General features: G+C 77.5%; 12 protein-coding genes. 2 read left to right on the forward strand and 10 right to left on the reverse strand.

The genetic code is table 11. The features are described 5' to 3' along the window. Positions 1 to 51 precede the first annotated feature (51 nt). Complete coding sequence (locus Sya03_RS12140) at positions 52 to 2400, reverse strand: hypothetical protein (RefSeq protein ID WP_203938362.1); 2349 nt, start codon at positions 2398 to 2400, stop codon at positions 52 to 54. 209 nt (positions 2401 to 2609) lie between these two features. Between Sya03_RS12140 and Sya03_RS12145 the strand changes: the two genes are divergently transcribed. Continuing rightward, complete coding sequence (locus tag Sya03_RS12145) at positions 2610 to 3017, forward strand: CAP domain-containing protein (RefSeq protein WP_203938363.1); 408 nt, start codon at positions 2610 to 2612, stop codon at positions 3015 to 3017. Between the two features lie 2 nt (positions 3018 to 3019). Here the strand turns inward: Sya03_RS12145 and Sya03_RS12150 are convergent, their stop codons facing one another. Both Sya03_RS12150 and Sya03_RS12155 read right to left on the reverse strand, forming a co-directional pair. After that, positions 3020 to 4165, reverse strand: a complete 1146-nt coding sequence (locus Sya03_RS12150; protein ID WP_203938364.1) for an RICIN domain-containing protein — start codon at positions 4163 to 4165, stop codon at positions 3020 to 3022. A gap of 184 nt (positions 4166 to 4349) precedes the next feature. After that, the gene (locus Sya03_RS12155; protein ID WP_203938365.1) at positions 4350 to 5228 is read right to left on the reverse strand and encodes an alpha/beta fold hydrolase; all 879 of its coding nucleotides are present in this window, start codon (positions 5226 to 5228) and stop codon (positions 4350 to 4352) included. Positions 5229 to 5329: 101 nt separating this feature from the next. On the opposite strand from Sya03_RS12155, the gene Sya03_RS12160 reads away from it, so the two are divergent. Then, positions 5330 to 7327 (forward strand): AfsR/SARP family transcriptional regulator, encoded by a 1998-nt coding sequence (locus tag Sya03_RS12160; protein WP_203938366.1) that lies wholly within the window; start codon positions 5330 to 5332, stop codon positions 7325 to 7327. Here Sya03_RS12160 and Sya03_RS12165 read toward each other — a convergent pair. The 7 genes from Sya03_RS12165 to Sya03_RS12195 form a co-directional block, all read right to left on the reverse strand. Further along, positions 7308 to 8429 carry an Ig-like domain repeat protein gene (locus Sya03_RS12165; protein WP_203938367.1) on the reverse strand — a complete coding sequence of 374 codons (1122 nt, stop codon included), beginning with the start codon at positions 8427 to 8429 and terminating at the stop codon, positions 7308 to 7310. The genes Sya03_RS12160 and Sya03_RS12165 overlap by 20 nt on opposite strands. Positions 8430 to 8625: 196 nt before the next feature. Beyond that, positions 8626 to 9402 carry a thaumatin family protein gene (locus Sya03_RS12170; RefSeq protein WP_203938368.1) on the reverse strand — a complete coding sequence of 259 codons (777 nt, stop codon included), beginning with the start codon at positions 9400 to 9402 and terminating at the stop codon, positions 8626 to 8628. A 433-nt stretch (positions 9403 to 9835) separates the two neighbouring features. Beyond that, positions 9836 to 10876 (reverse strand): glycosyltransferase family 4 protein, encoded by a 1041-nt coding sequence (locus Sya03_RS12175; RefSeq protein ID WP_203938369.1) that lies wholly within the window; start codon positions 10874 to 10876, stop codon positions 9836 to 9838. Then, entirely contained in the window at positions 10861 to 11112 is a 252-nt protein-coding gene (locus tag Sya03_RS12180; protein ID WP_203938370.1) for a hypothetical protein, read from the reverse strand. Before Sya03_RS12180 ends, Sya03_RS12175 begins: the two co-directional genes overlap by 16 nt. Before the next feature lie 52 nt (positions 11113 to 11164). Beyond that, entirely contained in the window at positions 11165 to 11821 is a 657-nt protein-coding gene (locus Sya03_RS12185; protein WP_203938371.1) for a universal stress protein, read from the reverse strand. Beyond that, a complete protein-coding gene (locus Sya03_RS12190) occupies positions 11818 to 14670 on the reverse strand; it encodes a glycosyl hydrolase family 65 domain-containing protein (RefSeq protein WP_203938372.1) in 2853 nt (950 codons plus the stop codon). Before Sya03_RS12190 ends, Sya03_RS12185 begins: the two co-directional genes overlap by 4 nt. Then, entirely contained in the window at positions 14667 to 15395 is a 729-nt protein-coding gene (locus tag Sya03_RS12195; protein ID WP_203938373.1) for a sigma 54 modulation/S30EA ribosomal C-terminal domain-containing protein, read from the reverse strand. Before Sya03_RS12195 ends, Sya03_RS12190 begins: the two co-directional genes overlap by 4 nt. Positions 15396 to 15450: the final 55 nt, after the last annotated feature.

The following is a 15450-nucleotide window of genomic DNA, read 5'->3' on the forward strand; positions in this document are numbered from 1 at the left end:
TCGCCCGGCGTCTGCCCTGCCGGACGCTCAGCCGGACGCTCAGCCGGACGGTCAGCCGAGCCCGGGCAGGCCGTGGCAGCGCTCCACCACCCCGGCGGGCAGCTCCGGGCGGTCCGGGCCGGCCGGCCACTGCGCCGCCCAGCGCCGCATGATGTTGGTGACGAGCTCGTTGAACGCGGCCCGCTTGGCGCGGTCGTCATCCTGCTCGTCGTCGGCCAGCTCGCGCAGCAGCACGGTGCCGCGGGCGCCGTCCGGTCCCGGCGGCGCCGCGTCGAGGACCTCGAACCGGGTGCCGGGCGCGAACACGACCCGGTCGGCGCAGCCGCCGTCGGCGGGTTCCAGCACGGTGGTGCGCCGGGCGCCGATGGACCAGATGAGGACGTCGGTGTCGCCGGGCGGGCCCGCGGCCGGGGTGACCAGCGCGTGGGTGAAGCCGGGCTGGTGCAGCACGCCGTGCCCGGCGAGCCGCCGCCACTGCTCCTCGGTCGGTGCGGCGGTCACCGTGACGCTGCCGCGGTGCAGCGGCAGGCGGCGCAGCCCGGCGACGACGTGCCGGGCGAACGCCTCGCAGCCGTCCTGCCCGGCGGCGCCGTGGGCGGCGAGGTGGAGCCGGACGGCGACGGCCTGGGCGAGCACCTCGCCCGGAGTGTCCCCGTCGGGCTGGAACTGCGGGTGCCCGGCGACGGCCTGCCGCACCGGCCCGGCGGCGCCCTCGAACTGCCCGCGCAGCGCCCGCGGCCAGGCCGCGACCTCATCTATCCAGGGTTGCCCGGCGGGCTCCCGCGGCGCGGGGGTCGCCGGCAGGCTCGGCAGGGCCGGCCCGCTGACCTCCGTCCGGCCGCCGACGGGCACCGGCGCCGGCGCGGGAGCCAGGGCGGGCGCGGTCGCCGGGGTCAGCACCGGCGTCTCGCGGGTCGGCTGGTCGACGGTGATGACCAGGTCGACGAAGTTCGCGGGCGCGGCCTTCGGGGCGACCACGGGCGTCTCCCGGGTCAGCTCGTGCACCACCCGGCCCACGTCGGCGGCATCGGCCGTCGGGGCCGGCACCGGCGCGGGAACCGCGGCGAGCACCTGGTCGATGGAGCCGATGACGGTCGCGTCGTCGGCGCCGGCCGGGGGCTCCGCGTCGTCCACGCCGAGCCGGCCCATGGCCTCCCGGCGGGCCGTCGCCTGGGTGAGCAGCTCCGACATCGGCACCAGCGCGCTGCGCTCGCGGGTGGCCGGGTCCAGCCGGGCGAGGACGTCCTCGGCGAGCAGGCGCATCCGCGGCGCCGCCGCGCGCACCGTGTCGTCGAAGACGGTCAGCTGCATGCCGGGCTGCACCGCCTGCGCCCGGACCAGCTCGGTCCGCTTCGACGCCTCCGCCGGGCGGATCAGCAGCCCGGCGGGGACGACCTCGACGACGGCGTCGTTGGCGTACCAGTACACGCCCGCGGCGACCTGGTCGGTGAGGCCGAGCGGCGGGCGGTGGCTCAGCACGACCGGCGGGGCGGCGGGCCGGGTGGCGCCGCCGCGCGGGCTGTAGCCGATCTCGTACGCGAAGACCTGCCAGCCGAGGGCGCCGCCGGCGTCGACGGTGAACATCTGCGGCATGTCGGCGGCGCCGACGGGCAGCCCGCCGTAGCAGACGACGGGCCGGTCGAACAGGTCGGCGAGGGCCTGGCCCAGGGTCTCGCCGGGCGGCACGTCGACGGGCCCGTACTGCACGAACCGGGTGCGCAGGCGGCCGTCGTCGTCGAGCTTGCGCCAGAACCGGGCCACGTCGTCGAGGGTCACCTGCGCGCCGCCGGGCAGGCCGATGACCACGGTCATGGCGTCCGGCAGGCACGGCACCTCGGTGACCAGCCGGCGCCAGTGGCCGCCCTTGTTGTCGTCGGGCCCGTGCAGCCAGGCGCCGCCGGGCAGCGGCTCGACGACGGCGGTGGCGCTGGTGACCCGGTACTCGGCGGCGGCGGCGTCCCAGGCGGGGCTGGGGAACCGCTTGGCCACCCAGGCGGGCGGCTGGCCGCGCCGGTGCCGGACCCAGCCGCTGGTCTCGCCGGCGTGCACGAACACGGTGCCGCCGCTGGTGACGATGGGGTGGCCGTGCGGGGCCACGACGGAGCGGCCGAGGCGGTCGGCGAACCACTGCCCGGCCAGGGCGGCGGTCTCAACCGGGGCGCCGCACACCATCAGGCGGATGCCGCGGCGGCGTCGGGGCAGGGCGGCCGCGGCGGCCTCCCACAGGTCGGTGGACGGCCCGCGGGGCACGTCCAGCACGACGATGTCGTTCTCGGTGTCCGGCGGCACGGCGAGCGCCACGGACTGCGCCTCCAGGCTGATGCGGGCTTGGCCGTGCAGCACGATGGCGTTGCCCACGGTGTGCCGGACCATCAGGCCGCCACCGTTGCGTTCCCGCACCCCTGTCCACCTTCCGCTCGCACCTGTGTGGCGGTGACGCCCGGAAGTGACGGTACGGGCGCGCCCGGTGGCGCGGCCGGGCGGCGCGGGCATCTCTGCCCGGCCGTACCGCACCGCCTTCCCCGGCACACCCGAGGCGCTCCCGGGGCGGCGGGCGCGCCGTTAGCCTGCTCCGATGAGGACGGGGAGATGAGGACGGGGAACCGCGCGTGCGCCCACTGATCCGGGCGACGCTGGAGGCGCGGGTGGTGCAGCTCGTCAACCTGGAGCGGTCCCGGCGCGGCCTGCGGCCGGTGGAGGCGGACGAGCTGCTCGCCGACGCGGCCCGGGCCCACTCGGCCGACATGGCGGCGCGCCGGTACCTGGCGCACGTGTCGCCGGAGGGAGGCACCGTCGCCGACCGGGTCACGGCCGCCGGCTACCGGTGGTCCCGGGTGGGCGAGAACATCGCCTGGGGGCAGCCGGACGCCCGGGCGGTCATGAAGGACTGGCTGGCGAGCCGGGGGCACCGGGCGAACATCCACAACCCGGAGTTCGTGCACCTCGGGGTGGGGGTGGCCCACGACACGCGGTCGCGCATCGTGTGGACGCAGAACTTCGCGGTGCCGGCGGGCTGAGGTCAGCGCACGTAGCGCCAGGAGCGGCGGCCGGTCTCGTCGCACGGGCGGATGGTGACGCCCGCCCCGGGGGCGAGCTTCTCGCCGACGATGTCGACGCACTTGTCGGCCAGCACGCTGACGATCCGGCCGTCCTCGACGTCGAACTGCTGGGCCTCGTTGTCGTTGCACTCCGCCGCCTGCACGATCGTGCCGTCGGCCGTCTCGGCGTTCGCGAGGTCCATGCAGTACCGGCCGAGCCGGATCGTGCCGTCGCCGTTCGGCAGCCACCGCTGGGTCCGGGACCCGTTACAGGTCGACACGATGAGCGGCGAGCCGACGCCCGCGGACTCCGTCGCCAGGCACAGGTCGGGGTCGCTGGACACGAACCGGGGCCCGAGCTTCGCCGCGCGGGTGGGCCGCGCCGACGCCGCCAGGGGCGCCGCGCTGGCCGCGGGGGCGGTGGCGGCGACGTTCGCGGTCCCGCCGCCGCCGGGCGGGGACGCGACGAACCAGGCGCCCAGGCCGAGCGCGACCACCCCGGCGACGGCCAGCGCGATCAACGCCGCCGGGAGCGTGCGCGGCGCGGGCGCCGGGGGCGCCGCCGCGGCCGCGGACTGGTGCAGCCACGCCTGGGCGGGCGCCATCTCGCGCGGCGGGCCGGCGTGCCGGGACGGCGGGCCGCCCGCCCGCCGGTGCATCATGCCGAGGGCGACCCCGGTGGCCAGCGCCACCGCACCGGACGCGAGCAGGACCAGCGCCCACCACGGCCGCTCCGGCGGCGGCGCGGACGCGGCGAACACGACGGCGGTCGGGGCGACGGCAGACATAGGGTTCCTCGGCGTCGGGGGCGGGGCCACCAGGAGCCTACGAGAGCCGGTCACCGGCCACCGGTGGGCCCGCCGACCCCTGCCCCGGCGTGCGGTGCCCGGCTTCCCCAACGCACCCGGCCGCGGCCGGGTGCGCCCGCCGCGCCGCGGCAGGGCCACCACGGCGAGCCCGGCGAGCAGGACGAGCGATCCGGCGGCGGCGGGGACGGTCAGGCGTTCGTGCAGGACGGCGCCGCCCACGAGCTGCCGCAGGGCGCCCAGCGCCCCGGGGCCGGCCGTCGTGCCGGACCGCAGCTGCGCCGGGCCGACGGTCCCCCAGGTCAGGGCGGCGGCCAGCACGGCCCACGCGCCGCCGGCGCCGGGCCGGCCGAAGAACGTTCGTGACGCCCGTCATCGACCGCCTCACCGAACGACCGGAGGTGGCCGACGGCGACACGAGCCTCGTCGACGACCACCTGCGCAGCCCGGTCCTGCACGTCGCGCCCTGACCGGGCCGCCACGGGCCGGCCCGGGCCGCCGCGGGTCACCGCGCGAGCAGGGCGCGCAGCACGCCGATGACCTCGCCGGGCGACTCCTCCGCCATGAAGTGCCCGGCGGACGAGGTGCGGTGCTCCAGGTCGGCCGCCCAGGCGCCCCACACCGCGGCGGCGTCGTAGCCGAGCGCGGCGCCCCAGTCCTGCTGCACCACGCTGACGGGCATGGCGAGCCGGTTGCCGGCGGCGCGGTCGGCCCGGTCGTGCTCCACGTCGACGCCGGCCGAGGCCCGGTAGTCGGCCACGATCGACGGCACCGCCGCGCGGGAGGCCGCCAGGTACTCGGCCCGCACGTCCGCCGGGATCGCCCGCGGGTCGCCGGTCCAGGCGTCGAGGAAGTGGCCGAAGAACGCGTCGGCGCTCGCGCCGATCATCGTCTCGGGCAGGCCGGGCGGCTGCGCCATGAGGAACAGGTGGAACGCGACCGCCGCGGAGGCGCCGTGCAGGACGTCCCACATCTCGGCGGTCGGCAGCATGTCGAGCGCGGCCAGGTGGGTGACGGCGCCCGGGTGGTCGAGCCCGGCCCGCACGGCGACGAGGCCGCCGCGGTCGTGGCCCGCCAGGGCGAACCGGTCGTGGCCGAGCGCCCGGGCCAGGCCGACGACGTCGGCGGCCATGGTGCGCTTGGCGTAGGTGTCCGGGCCGCGTTCGGCGGGCTTGTCGCTGGCGCCGTAGCCGCGCAGGTCCGGGCAGATGACGGTGTGGTCGGCGGCGAGGTCCGCGGCGACGTGCCGCCACATCAGGTGGGTCTGCGGGAAGCCGTGCAGCAGCACGACGGGGCTGCCGGCGCCGCCGACCGCCACGTGCAGGGTGACGTCGTCGGCGACCGCGACGCGCTGGTACTCGAATCCGGGGATGACCGGGGCCATGAGGTTCGCTCCTTCGTCGGTGACGCCCCGAGCGTGCCGGTGGCCGATGAGCAACCGATGAGCGCGATAGGTTGGGCCCGGCGGAGGGGTGGGCCGGACGGGTGGGGATCGGGTTCGGGGTGCTCGGACCGGTGGTGGCCTGGGACGACGCGGGCGCCCCGGTCGACCTGAAGGGGCCGCGGCACCGCGCGGTGCTGGCCCGGCTCGTCGTGGCCCGGGGCCGGGTCGTCCCGGTCGGCGGCCTGGTCGACGCCCTGTGGCCCGACCCGCCGGCGGGCGCGGTGAGCGCGGTCCGCACGTTCGTGGCGGCGCTGCGCCGCAACCTCGAACCGGGGCGCCCGCCGCGCGCCCCGGCGCGGCTGCTGGTCACCGTGGGGCCGGGCTACGCGTTGCAGGCGGCGCCGCACGCCGTGGACGCGTGGCGGTTCGAGGCCGCGGTCGCGGCGGCGGCCTCGGCGCCGCCGCACCGGGCGGCCGCCCTGCTCGGCGAGGCGCTGGCGTGGTGGCGCGGGCCGGCGTACGCGGACTTCGCGCCGGAGTCGTGGGCCGCCGCCGAGCGGTCGCGGCTCGAACAGCTGCGGCTGAACGCCGTCGAGCAGCGCGCGCAGGCCCGGCTGGCCGCGGGCGGCGCGGCGGAGGTCGTGCCGGACCTCGACGCCCACGTCGCCGACCACCCCTGGCGGGAGGACGGGTGGCGGCTGCTCGCCACGGCCCTGTACCGGGCGGGCCGGCAGGCGGACGCGCTGGGGGTGCTGCGGCGGGCCCGCCACCTGCTCGCCGACCGGCTCGGGCTGGAACCGGGCCCCGCGCTGCGCCGGCTGGAGACCGACATCCTGCGGCAGGCCGGCGACGACGGGGCGGGCGCCGGGCCGGAGCGGATCTGGGCCGACGCGGCCGCGGCGTACGACCGTGCCGTCGCCGCCGGCGCCCGGGCGCGCCTGGAGTCGACGGTGGGGCTGCTGCGCGGCCTCGCCGTGTCCGGTCCCGGCGGCCTGGCGGCGGCCCGCGACCACCGCGTCCAGGCGATCGCCGCGGCCGAGCGGCTGGGCGACGCCGACCTCACCGCCCGGGTGATCGGCGGCTACGACGTGCCGACCGTGTGGACCCGCCCGGACGACCTGGCGCAGGCGGCGCAGATCGTCGCCGCGGCGGAGCGGGCCCTGGCGGCGCTGCCGCCCGGCGCCCCCGACGCCACCCGGGCGCGCCTGCTCGCCACGGTCGCGGTGGAGTCGCGCGGCACCGCCGGCCCGCGCGGGCCCGCCGCCGCGGCCGAGGCCGAGCGGATCGCCCGCGCCCTGGGCGACCCGGCGCTGCTGGCCTTCGCCCTCGACGGCGTGTTCGTGCAGCGCTGCCACCGCGCCGGCCTGGCGGGCGACCGGGACCGGATCGGCGCGGAGCTGGTGGGGCTGGCCGCCCGCAACGGCCTGGCGACGTTCGAGATCCTCGGCCACCTCGTGCGCGTCCAGGCCCGCAGCGCCCTGGCCGACTTCGTCGCCGCCGACCGGCACGCGGCCGCGGCGGACGCGCTGGCCGAGCGGCACGAGCGCCCGCTGACCGGCGTCTTCACCGCCTGGTACGCGGCGCTGCGGCTGGCCGCGACCGGGTCGCCGGACGCGGCGGACGCGTACCGGGAGGCGGCGGCGCGGCTCGCCGGGGCGGGCATGCCGGGCGTCGAGCGGGGCCTGCTGCCGCTGGCGCTGCTGTGCCTGCGGGTGTCGCGCGGCGAACCGGCCGACCCGGGCGACGACCCGGGCGACGCCGACGGCTGGGGCCCGTACCGGCCGTGGGCCGCTCCCCTGCTGCTGCACGCCCGCGGCCGGGCCGCCGAGGCGGCCGAGGCCCTGCGCCGGACCCCCGAGCCGCCGCCCGGGCTGCTGCTGGAGGCGCTGTGGTGCCTCACCGGCCGGGCCGCGGTCCTGGTGGGCGACCGGGCGGCGATGGCGCGCGCCCGCGCGGCGCTCGCGCCGGCCGCGCACGAGCTGGCCGGGGCCGGCAGCGGCATGCTCACCGCCGGTCCCGTCGCGCACCACCTCGACCGGCTCGCCGCGGCGCTGGGCCGCGACGAGCCGGACCCGCCGGTTACGAGCCGAGCGGGGTGAAGTCGAGCGTGACCTGCTCGTCGCCGCAGGCGCTGACGGCGCCCTCGTTGCGGTCGTCGCCGCTGTACGTGACGATCCACGACACCGTGCCGTCGGTGCTGACCTTCACGGTGGTGTTCTTCGTGGAGAAGTCGCCGTCGGCGCCGACGGTCTGCGACTCGGTGTAGATCGGGTCACCGGTGCAGGTCTTGTTGCCGTACAGCTTGAACACCACGGTGCCGCCGGACGGCTTGTACAGGCCCTTCAGCGTGGCGGTGTCGTTCGGGTAGACGTACGGCACGGTCTTCAGGTCGGGCACGGCCTTCTTGACGACGACCTGCTCGTTGGCGTCGTTGCACTTGCCGGCGGCCGGTTCGTTGCGCGCGTCGCCGCCGTAGACCGCGATCCACCGGTACGTCCCGACGGCGTCGGGCGTGAACGGGTCGGAGGTGTAGCCGGCGTTGCCGTTCACGGTCACGGTGTCGGTGAAGACGGCCGCGCCGGCGCAGGTGGCGTCGTTCGGCCCGTACACCGAGAAGGTGATCGTGCCGGTCGGGTTGTTGCCCTCCCACAGCGTCGCGGTGTCGGTGACCGGCCCGCCGATCGTCAGCTCGGCCTTGGAGACCTGGGTCTTGATCTTCGGCTTGGCCTTGGGGACGTAGCAGAAGGAGATGTGGCTCAGGTCGGGGAACTTGCCGTTCTTCGCGTTCAGCGGCGCGTGCAGGTTGGTGCCGGCGGACGTGCCCGCCGGGTGGCTGTACAGGTTGGTGTCGGGGCCGCCCTTGACGGCCACGCCGAGCACGACGCCGCCGGTCGCGGCGAAGTCGAAGACCTCGTTGCCGGTCTGGTCGCCGGGGTGGTCGGTGACGTCGGTGGCCAGCGGGTGGACGGTCACCTTGACGCTCAGCGTGCCGTCGCCGTACGTGCCGCTCGCCGGAGGCTCGACCTTGACCTCGCGCAGGTTCGCGACGCCGGGGAACAGCTCGCTGCACTTCTTGTTCCCCTGCACGACCGTGCCGTCGGCCTGCGCGGCGGGTGCGGCGATCACGCCGACGAGGGTGGTGAGCAGCAACGCCACCCCCAGTCCGCCGGCCGCCCGCACGCTGCGCGATCTTCTGGTCATCACGTTGTCCGCCTCCTGTGCCGAAAGAGAGGAACGGCCGTAGCCCCCGTTTCCGCTCCGGATACACGCTGTCACAGCGCGTACGTCCATCAATCGGACGAACGGGCGGCCGCGAGTCCCATTCGGACCACGCGACATTGATTACGGTCAACGCCGATCGGGCGACCAAACGTCTTACCTTTGTGGAGCGACGTGCCTAGGCGTTGGCGTGGAACGTCACCGTGAAGCCGCTGCACCCGATGCAGTTGACGACCGGCGAGGAGTTGGTCGCCTCGCCGTCGCGCGACCAGCTGTACGCCGAGGGGCACCGCTTCTTGATCTCCGTGGCGTACGGGGTCGTGCCGTCGTCGCGCTCGGCGACCGTCCGCTGGGCGCAGACGAGCCCGTCCGCCGACAGCGCCCCCGGGCAGTCGCCGGCCGTGAACATCGGGGTCGCGCAGCCCATCGTGGCGCACGCGCCCTGCGTGGCCGGCGGGACGCCGTCGGGGGCGATCGTGACCGGCAGGTTCACCCCGTCGACGTAGCTGACGTTGTACCAGGGCGCCCAGGCGTCCTTCGGGTCGAAGTTGAACTCGGCGAGGCTGACCGGCGACGGCGCGGTCAGGCAGCGGTCGGCCAGGTTCCCGCAATCGCCGGCGACGCACCGGAACGTGCTGCCCGGCTCGCCGGCGCACCGCTGCCGCGCGAAGAACCGCCCCCGCCAGTGCCCGGCCGGACTGTCCGTGGGGATGACGACCGGCGCGGACGTCTCCCCCGGCGCCAGCACCGGCAGCCCCGTGATGGCGGCCGAGGAGTCCACCGGGTTGTCGGACACGCCCGACCCGATCCAGATCGTCTCGGCCGACCGGTTCACGAACGTGACCGTGGGCTGCGCGCCGGCCCGCGCCGGCTCCAGGCCGATCAGGCCGGCGGCCACGCTGACCAGGACGGCGGCGGCGGCCAGGGCCGCTCGCAGGGGCGGACGCTTCGGCATGGCGGGACTCCCGGGGGTCGACGGCGTCGGTACGGGCCGAGTCTGTGCCACCGGGCGCGGTCGCCGGGAGTGCCGCCGGCCAGGCTTAAGGCGCAGTTCAGGCGCGGTGTCCGTCCGGGCCGGGCCCGCGCGCCGAACGCGCCGCCCAGGGCGGCCGTTGGTTATCCGCCCGAGGCCCCCCGGTCGTCCCGCAATTCCAGCGAAAGCTCCTCAGCTTCGACCCTTTTCCCAGGCGAGGCATCATGACCACGGACATCGGCAGGACGACCGGCGGCAGACGGCGCGGCTCACCGAACTCACGGCGGACACCGGCGACCCCGCCGAGGCGCACACCCGCGCCGCGATGATCGCCGCCACCCGGCAGAACGTCGACCAGATCACGGCCGCGCTCCGCCGCCTCGCCGACGGCCGCTACGGCGGGTGCGAGTCCCGGCTACGCCGCCCGCTCGCCGGTCCCGACGAGGCCGGCCGCCCGGCCGTACAGGCGCAGGTGATCGGCGACCATGCGGTCGGCGGAGAAGCGGCGCTCGGCGGCGTCCCGGCAGGCCCGCCGGTCGATCCCGCCGACGCGGCGCAGGGCGCCGGCGAGCGCGTCGTCGTCGTCGTCCAGGTACCCGGTGAGCCCGTGGTCGACGATCTCCGGAGCGGCGCCGCACGGGGTCCCGACGACGGGCGTACCGCAGGCCAGGGCCTCCGCCATGACCAGCCCGAACGGTTCCGGCCAGCAGATGGGATTGAGCAGTGCCACGGCGTGGCGCAGCAGCTCCACGCGGCGCCGGGGAGGTTCCTCGCCGGGCCGCGGGTCTCCCGGGCGCAGCAGGGGCCGGACCGCGCGCTCGAAGTAGTCGCGCTCGTCCGGTCGCCACATCTTGGTGACGATCCGCAGCGGCAGGCCCGCGCGGCGGGCGATCTCGACGGCGCGGTGCACCCCCTTGTCGGGCGACATCCGGCCCATGAACACCGCGTACCCCCCGTCGCCCGGGCCCGGGCGGTGCGCGACGAGATCGACGCCGTGCAGGATGACGTCGTCGATCCGCACCCCGCGGGCCTGCCGCGCCTGTGAGCGGGAGATCGCGACCACCCGGGCGCGCCGGGCGATCTCGGCGAAGACCCGTTGCGCCTCCGGCGTGTACGGGCCGTGATGGGTGACGACGATCGGCGGCAACCCGCCGACGTGCCGGCCGATCAGCGCGCCGAGCACGGTGTGGTCGTGGATCACGTCGGCGTCGCGCAGCTCCCGGTACGCGGCCAGGACGTGCGCGGCCTCCAGCAGCGAGTCGCCCATCGGCCGGACCGCGGCCGGGTACAGGTGGCTCCTGGGCACGGGCGAGGTCGATTCACCGACGGTGAACAGCCGGACGTCGTGGCCGAGGGCGGCGAGCCCGCGGGCGAGGTTGTCCACGACGGCCTCGGTGCCGCCGTAGGCGGGCGGGGGCACCGGCACCCACGGCGGGGCGATCAGCCCGACGCGCACGGGACACCTGCCCGGCTCAGGCAGCCGGCGCGGTGGCCGCAGTCGGCGCAGGTGGCCGGGTCGACCGGCGCGAGGGCGCCCAGGAACGGCCGCCAGCACCGCAGGCACCCGGCGCAGCGCAGGTTGGACCGGCCCTGGTCGGCGACCGGGGTCAGGTCCGCGTTGCCGCAGGCGGGGCAGAGGCGCGGCACCGCCAGGACGGAGCCGAAGTCGAGAGGGGCGAAGTACGTCTCCATGGACCGACCCAACCGCGCCGGCCCCCACGATCGGCAGGGCCGAATGTCCCGGTCAGCGGAGGCCGGCCGGGATGAGCAGCACCGGCACCGTCGCCTCGGCCAGGGTCCGGCGTACGGTGCGCGCCCGGCCGGGGGCGAGCGTGCCCGACCAGCCGAGGGCGATGAGGTCGGCGGCCTCCACCCTGGCGACGTCGGCGACGTGCTCGCCCGGCACACCGCTGCGCAGGTGCAGCCGGGCCCCGGGCACGGCGCACCAGCGGGCCAGGAACTCGCGTTCCCAGTCCGCGCGGGCGTGCGCCGCCTGGTCCCAGTACCGCGGGACCGTGCGGGCGTCGAAGACGTGCAGGACGACGAGGTCGGCCCCGCCCGCGGCGCAGAGGCCGACCGTGTCCGCGGCCGCCGCGGCCGACTCCGGGCTGCCGTCCAGCGGCACCAGCACCCGGTCGATCGTCACGGGCGGCCGGCGCAGGCGGGGAACGACCGCGACCGGCCGGTCCGCGCCGCCGGCGACCCGCTCCCAGCCGTCCGGCGCGAGGGCGCCGCCCGGCTCCGCGGAGACCACGGCCGCCACGACGTCCCGGTCGTGGACCCCCGCGGCCAGGTCCCGCGGGTCCACGTGCCGGACGTCCGCCGCGAGCAACCGGGCCAGTGCGGTGGCCGTCGCCTCCACGGCCGACGTCGGGTCGAGGGGCGCCAGCACCCGCGTCACGGCCGGCTCCGGCGCGGGAACCGGGTCCAGCCGCCACACCGGCGCGGCGGACTGCCCCCGACCTGCAACCAGGTGGGCGCGTCGGTGTGCACGGCCACGGCGGCGGCGTCGACCGCCACCCGGATGCGGCGCCCGAGGCAGCGGAACCGCACCTCGAACCGCGGCCAGGCGGCGGGCGGGCACGGATCGAGGTGGACGACGCTGCCGCGCACCCGGACACCGGCGAAGCCGGCCACGACGGCCTGCCACACACCGCCCAGGGCGGCGACGTGCAGGCCGCCGGCTGTCGTGCCGGTCGTGTCGCCGAGGTCGAGGTCCATGGCGTGCCGCAGCAGGTGCAGCGCCTCGTCCGGGCGGCCCGCACGGGCCAGCAGCGCCGCGCTGACCGCCGGCGACAGCGACGAGCCGTGGGTGGTGCGGGGCAGGTAGAAGTCGAGGTTCGGCCCGAGCGACCCGGTAGCGGTCTCGTCGGGCACCAGATGGTGCAGCATCAGCACATCGGGCTGCTTGATCAGCTGCGACGCGGCGACGCGGGCGCGGCCGAGCAGCACGTCGGCGGCCACCGGCGGCTCGCCGACGTCGGCGGCGCGCAGCGGGGCCAGCAGCCGGTAGCCGGCGAACTGCTCGTACCGGCCGGTGGCCGGGTCGAACCCGTCGGCGAGCCGGCCCGCCAGCTCCCGCCAGCCGGCCCGTTCGTCGTCCGGCACGGCGGCGAGGTCGGCCGCCGCGCGCAGGTTCCACCGGGCCATCACATTGGTGTACGCGTTGTCGTCCACGTCCTCGTGGTACTCGTCGGGGCCGATCACCCGGTCGATGTGGGCGTTCCCCCCGGCGTCCAGCCGGATCCGCGACGCCCAGTAGCGGGCCGTCTCCGTGAGCAGCGGCGCCCACTCCCCGGTGAGCCGCTCCGGCGTGCCCGTCCACGTGGCGGCGTGCACGGCCGCCCAGGCCACGTCCGCGGTGATGTGCTCCTCCAGCTCCCCGGTGCGGATCGGCACCCGGGTGCCGCCGAGGTATCCGGCGTTCGGGGTGACGTCGTCGCCGGACACCGCCGACTCCCAGGGGAACCGGGCGCCGCGCCGGCCGGCGGCCCGGGCCGCCGCCCGCGCCGCGGGCAGCCGCCGCAGCCGGTACCGGACCATCGCGGTCGCGGCGTCCGGGTCGATGCTGACGACGGCCGGCAGCACGTACGCGTCGGCGTCCCAGAAGACGTGCCCGCCGTAGCCGGTGCCGGACAGTCCGCGGGCGCCGACGGCGCACTCGTCGTGCCGTGCGGCGGTGCCCCACAGGTGGAACAGGGCGAACCGGATGGCGAGCTGGTCGGCGGGCGCGTCGGGGATCCTGATGTCCACGTCCTCCCAGCGCAGTGCCCAGGCGGCGCGGTGCTCGGCCAGGACGCGGGCGAAGCCGCGCCGGGCGGCACGGCGGGCCCGGCCGGCGGCGTCCCGGTCGGCGAAGACGGCGAACCGGCTCACGGTGCGCAGGCCACCGGCGACGGCCTCGGCCTGCACGGCGGCGGCCGTGATCACCGCGCCGGTGCCGGCGTCGGCGGTCCGCCCCCAGACGCAGCCGCCCGCGTCGCCGGTGGTCCAGGACCGGCCGTCGGACCGGGGGCCGGCCGCCGGGGCACGCAGCGGGGCGCCGCCGGTCAGCCGCCCGGCGGGACCCTCGGCGCACAACGCCGCCAGCCCGGGCGAGTCCGCGCTGACCAGGCGCAGCGTCCGGATCGGCGGCCCGCCTTCACCCGTCTGCCGGTACAGCACCCCGGTACGCAGGTCGAGCACCCGCCGGTCCGCCGCCGGCGGCGGGTCGATGTCCAGTGCGGCCCACTGCGGGCCCGGCAGCAGGTGCTGAGCCGGCCCGCGCGCGGTGTACCGGCCGTCGGCGACGGTGAGCGGCGCGGCCTCCGGGCCGTCCTCCTCCACCGACCCGCGGGTGGCCAGCCCGCCGGCGCCGAGCGTGAAGAGGGTCTCGGTGACCCGGTGCCGGAGCCGGTCGGCGCCCGTCTCCACCACGACCCACGCCGGATCCTCGTCGACGCACGGCACCCGGGCCGACCGGCGCCGGTCCAGCTGCTCGTCCAGCAGGGCGAGCACTGTCGCCCAGCCGCCCGGGCGGTGCCGGACGGCGGGCCGGGCGCGGCCCCCCGGGCGCCCGGCGCCCACGGACACCACGACGGCCCGGTCCAGTTCGGGCACGAGCAGCGCCGTGTCGTCGCCGGTGTGGGCGAAATCCCCGGCCACCAGCACGAGACCCGGCCCGATGCCGCGGCTCGCGAACCGGACGAGCAGGTCGCGCATGGCGTCGCCGCGATCCGCGAGCGACACGTCGACGTGGGTCGCACCGGCGCTCACCCGCACGTCCGGCAGCCCCGCGGCGGCGACCGCACCGGCGGCCAGGTCGCGGACCAGCGTCGCCGCCGCTGGCCCGGCGAGGCGGGCCCGGTCCGGCCAGCGCACGCCGACCACCCGGCGGCCGACCTGGCCGGGCACCCGCCGCGACACCACGCCGCGGCCGTCGAGCCGGGCGCGGATCGCCGTAACGGCGCGGTCCAGCGCGGCGTCGTCGGCGGCGGACGGGACACGCCGGCCGACCCGCACGGGCCCGCGGGGGCCCAGCTCGTAGACCTCGCCGCCGTGCCGGCAGACCAGGAGCAGCCGCCCGGGACCCGCGGGCCGGCTGCGCAGCAGGTCGCCGCTGTGGGCGGCCGACGCCCCGGTGGTCACGGCGGCGCTCACACCGGCCGCGACCAGCGCCTCGAGCCGCCGGCGCAGCGCGGCGGCGCCTCCCGGCGGCGGCCCCAGCGCGTCGGCGGCGAGGACGACCGCCTCGACGGTCCGGTCGATCATCCGCGGCTCCGTTCGGCGCGCGGCCGGATCAGGGCGACGTTGCCGTCGTAGCGGCGGTACAGCACGCGTCCGCGGCCGGTCGCCGGGTCGGTGAAGAACAGGAACGGCCGTCCCGGCGCCGATCCGAGGGCGTCGACCGCCGCCGGCACGTCGAGCGCCGGGCCCTCCTCCAGCACCCGGTACCCGGTCCCGCCGTCGGTGTGCACGACACCGTCGCGGCGGGTGGCCGCCTCGGTGAACAGGTGGAACGGGTAGTCGCGCAGGTCCATGGTGAACGCCGCCGCGGCCGGCGGCCGCACCGCGAGCCGGCACTCCTTGATCCGCACGAGCCGGGCCGGTCCGGCCGACGCGGCGACCAGCTCGGGCGGCGGACCGCAGGCGCGCAGCGGCGGTCGCGTCCCGCCGGGCGCTCCCCGGCGCAGCCGGTCGAGCCGTGCCCGCATGCCGGCGACGGCGCGGTCCACGGCGTCTGTGGCGGTCGACGCGGCGACCTGGCTGCGGACGAGGACGCCGCCGGCGACGACCCTGATCTGCGCCACCACGAACGGCGGCCGGCCGGCGTAGCCCGAGATCCGCACGATCGTGTCGCGGGCGGGCGGCTCGCCCCCGGCCGGCAGTCCCGCCACCGCCCACTCGGCGTAGCTCATCTCACCGCTGGAGACCCGGCCGCGGACGATCACCGCGTCGGGCGCGACCGCCAGCCCGGAGGCGCGAGAGTCGGGCATCATGCCTCCCGTGGTGTCGGTCGCGGGTTCACGGCGAGTACATCGACGACCGCGC

This window comes from Spirilliplanes yamanashiensis, from assembly GCF_016863475.1.
Classification (GTDB): Bacteria; Actinomycetota; Actinomycetes; order Mycobacteriales; family Micromonosporaceae; genus Spirilliplanes; species Spirilliplanes yamanashiensis.

Coding starts and splice junctions, on each gene's coding strand:
- Sya03_RS12155 (WP_203938365.1), bottom strand. CDS start 5,228: ATGGCCCCGGTCATCCCCGGATTCGAGTACCAGCGCGTCGCGGTCGCC.
- Sya03_RS12165 (WP_203938367.1), bottom strand. CDS start 8,429: ATGACCAGAAGATCGCGCAGCGTGCGGGCGGCCGGCGGACTGGGGGTG.
- Sya03_RS12170 (WP_203938368.1), bottom strand. CDS start 9,402: ATGCCGAAGCGTCCGCCCCTGCGAGCGGCCCTGGCCGCCGCCGCCGTC.
- Sya03_RS12180 (WP_203938370.1), bottom strand. CDS start 11,112: ATGGAGACGTACTTCGCCCCTCTCGACTTCGGCTCCGTCCTGGCGGTG.
- Sya03_RS12190 (WP_203938372.1), bottom strand. CDS start 14,670: ATGATCGACCGGACCGTCGAGGCGGTCGTCCTCGCCGCCGACGCGCTG.
- Sya03_RS12195 (WP_203938373.1), bottom strand. CDS start 15,395: ATGCCCGACTCTCGCGCCTCCGGGCTGGCGGTCGCGCCCGACGCGGTG.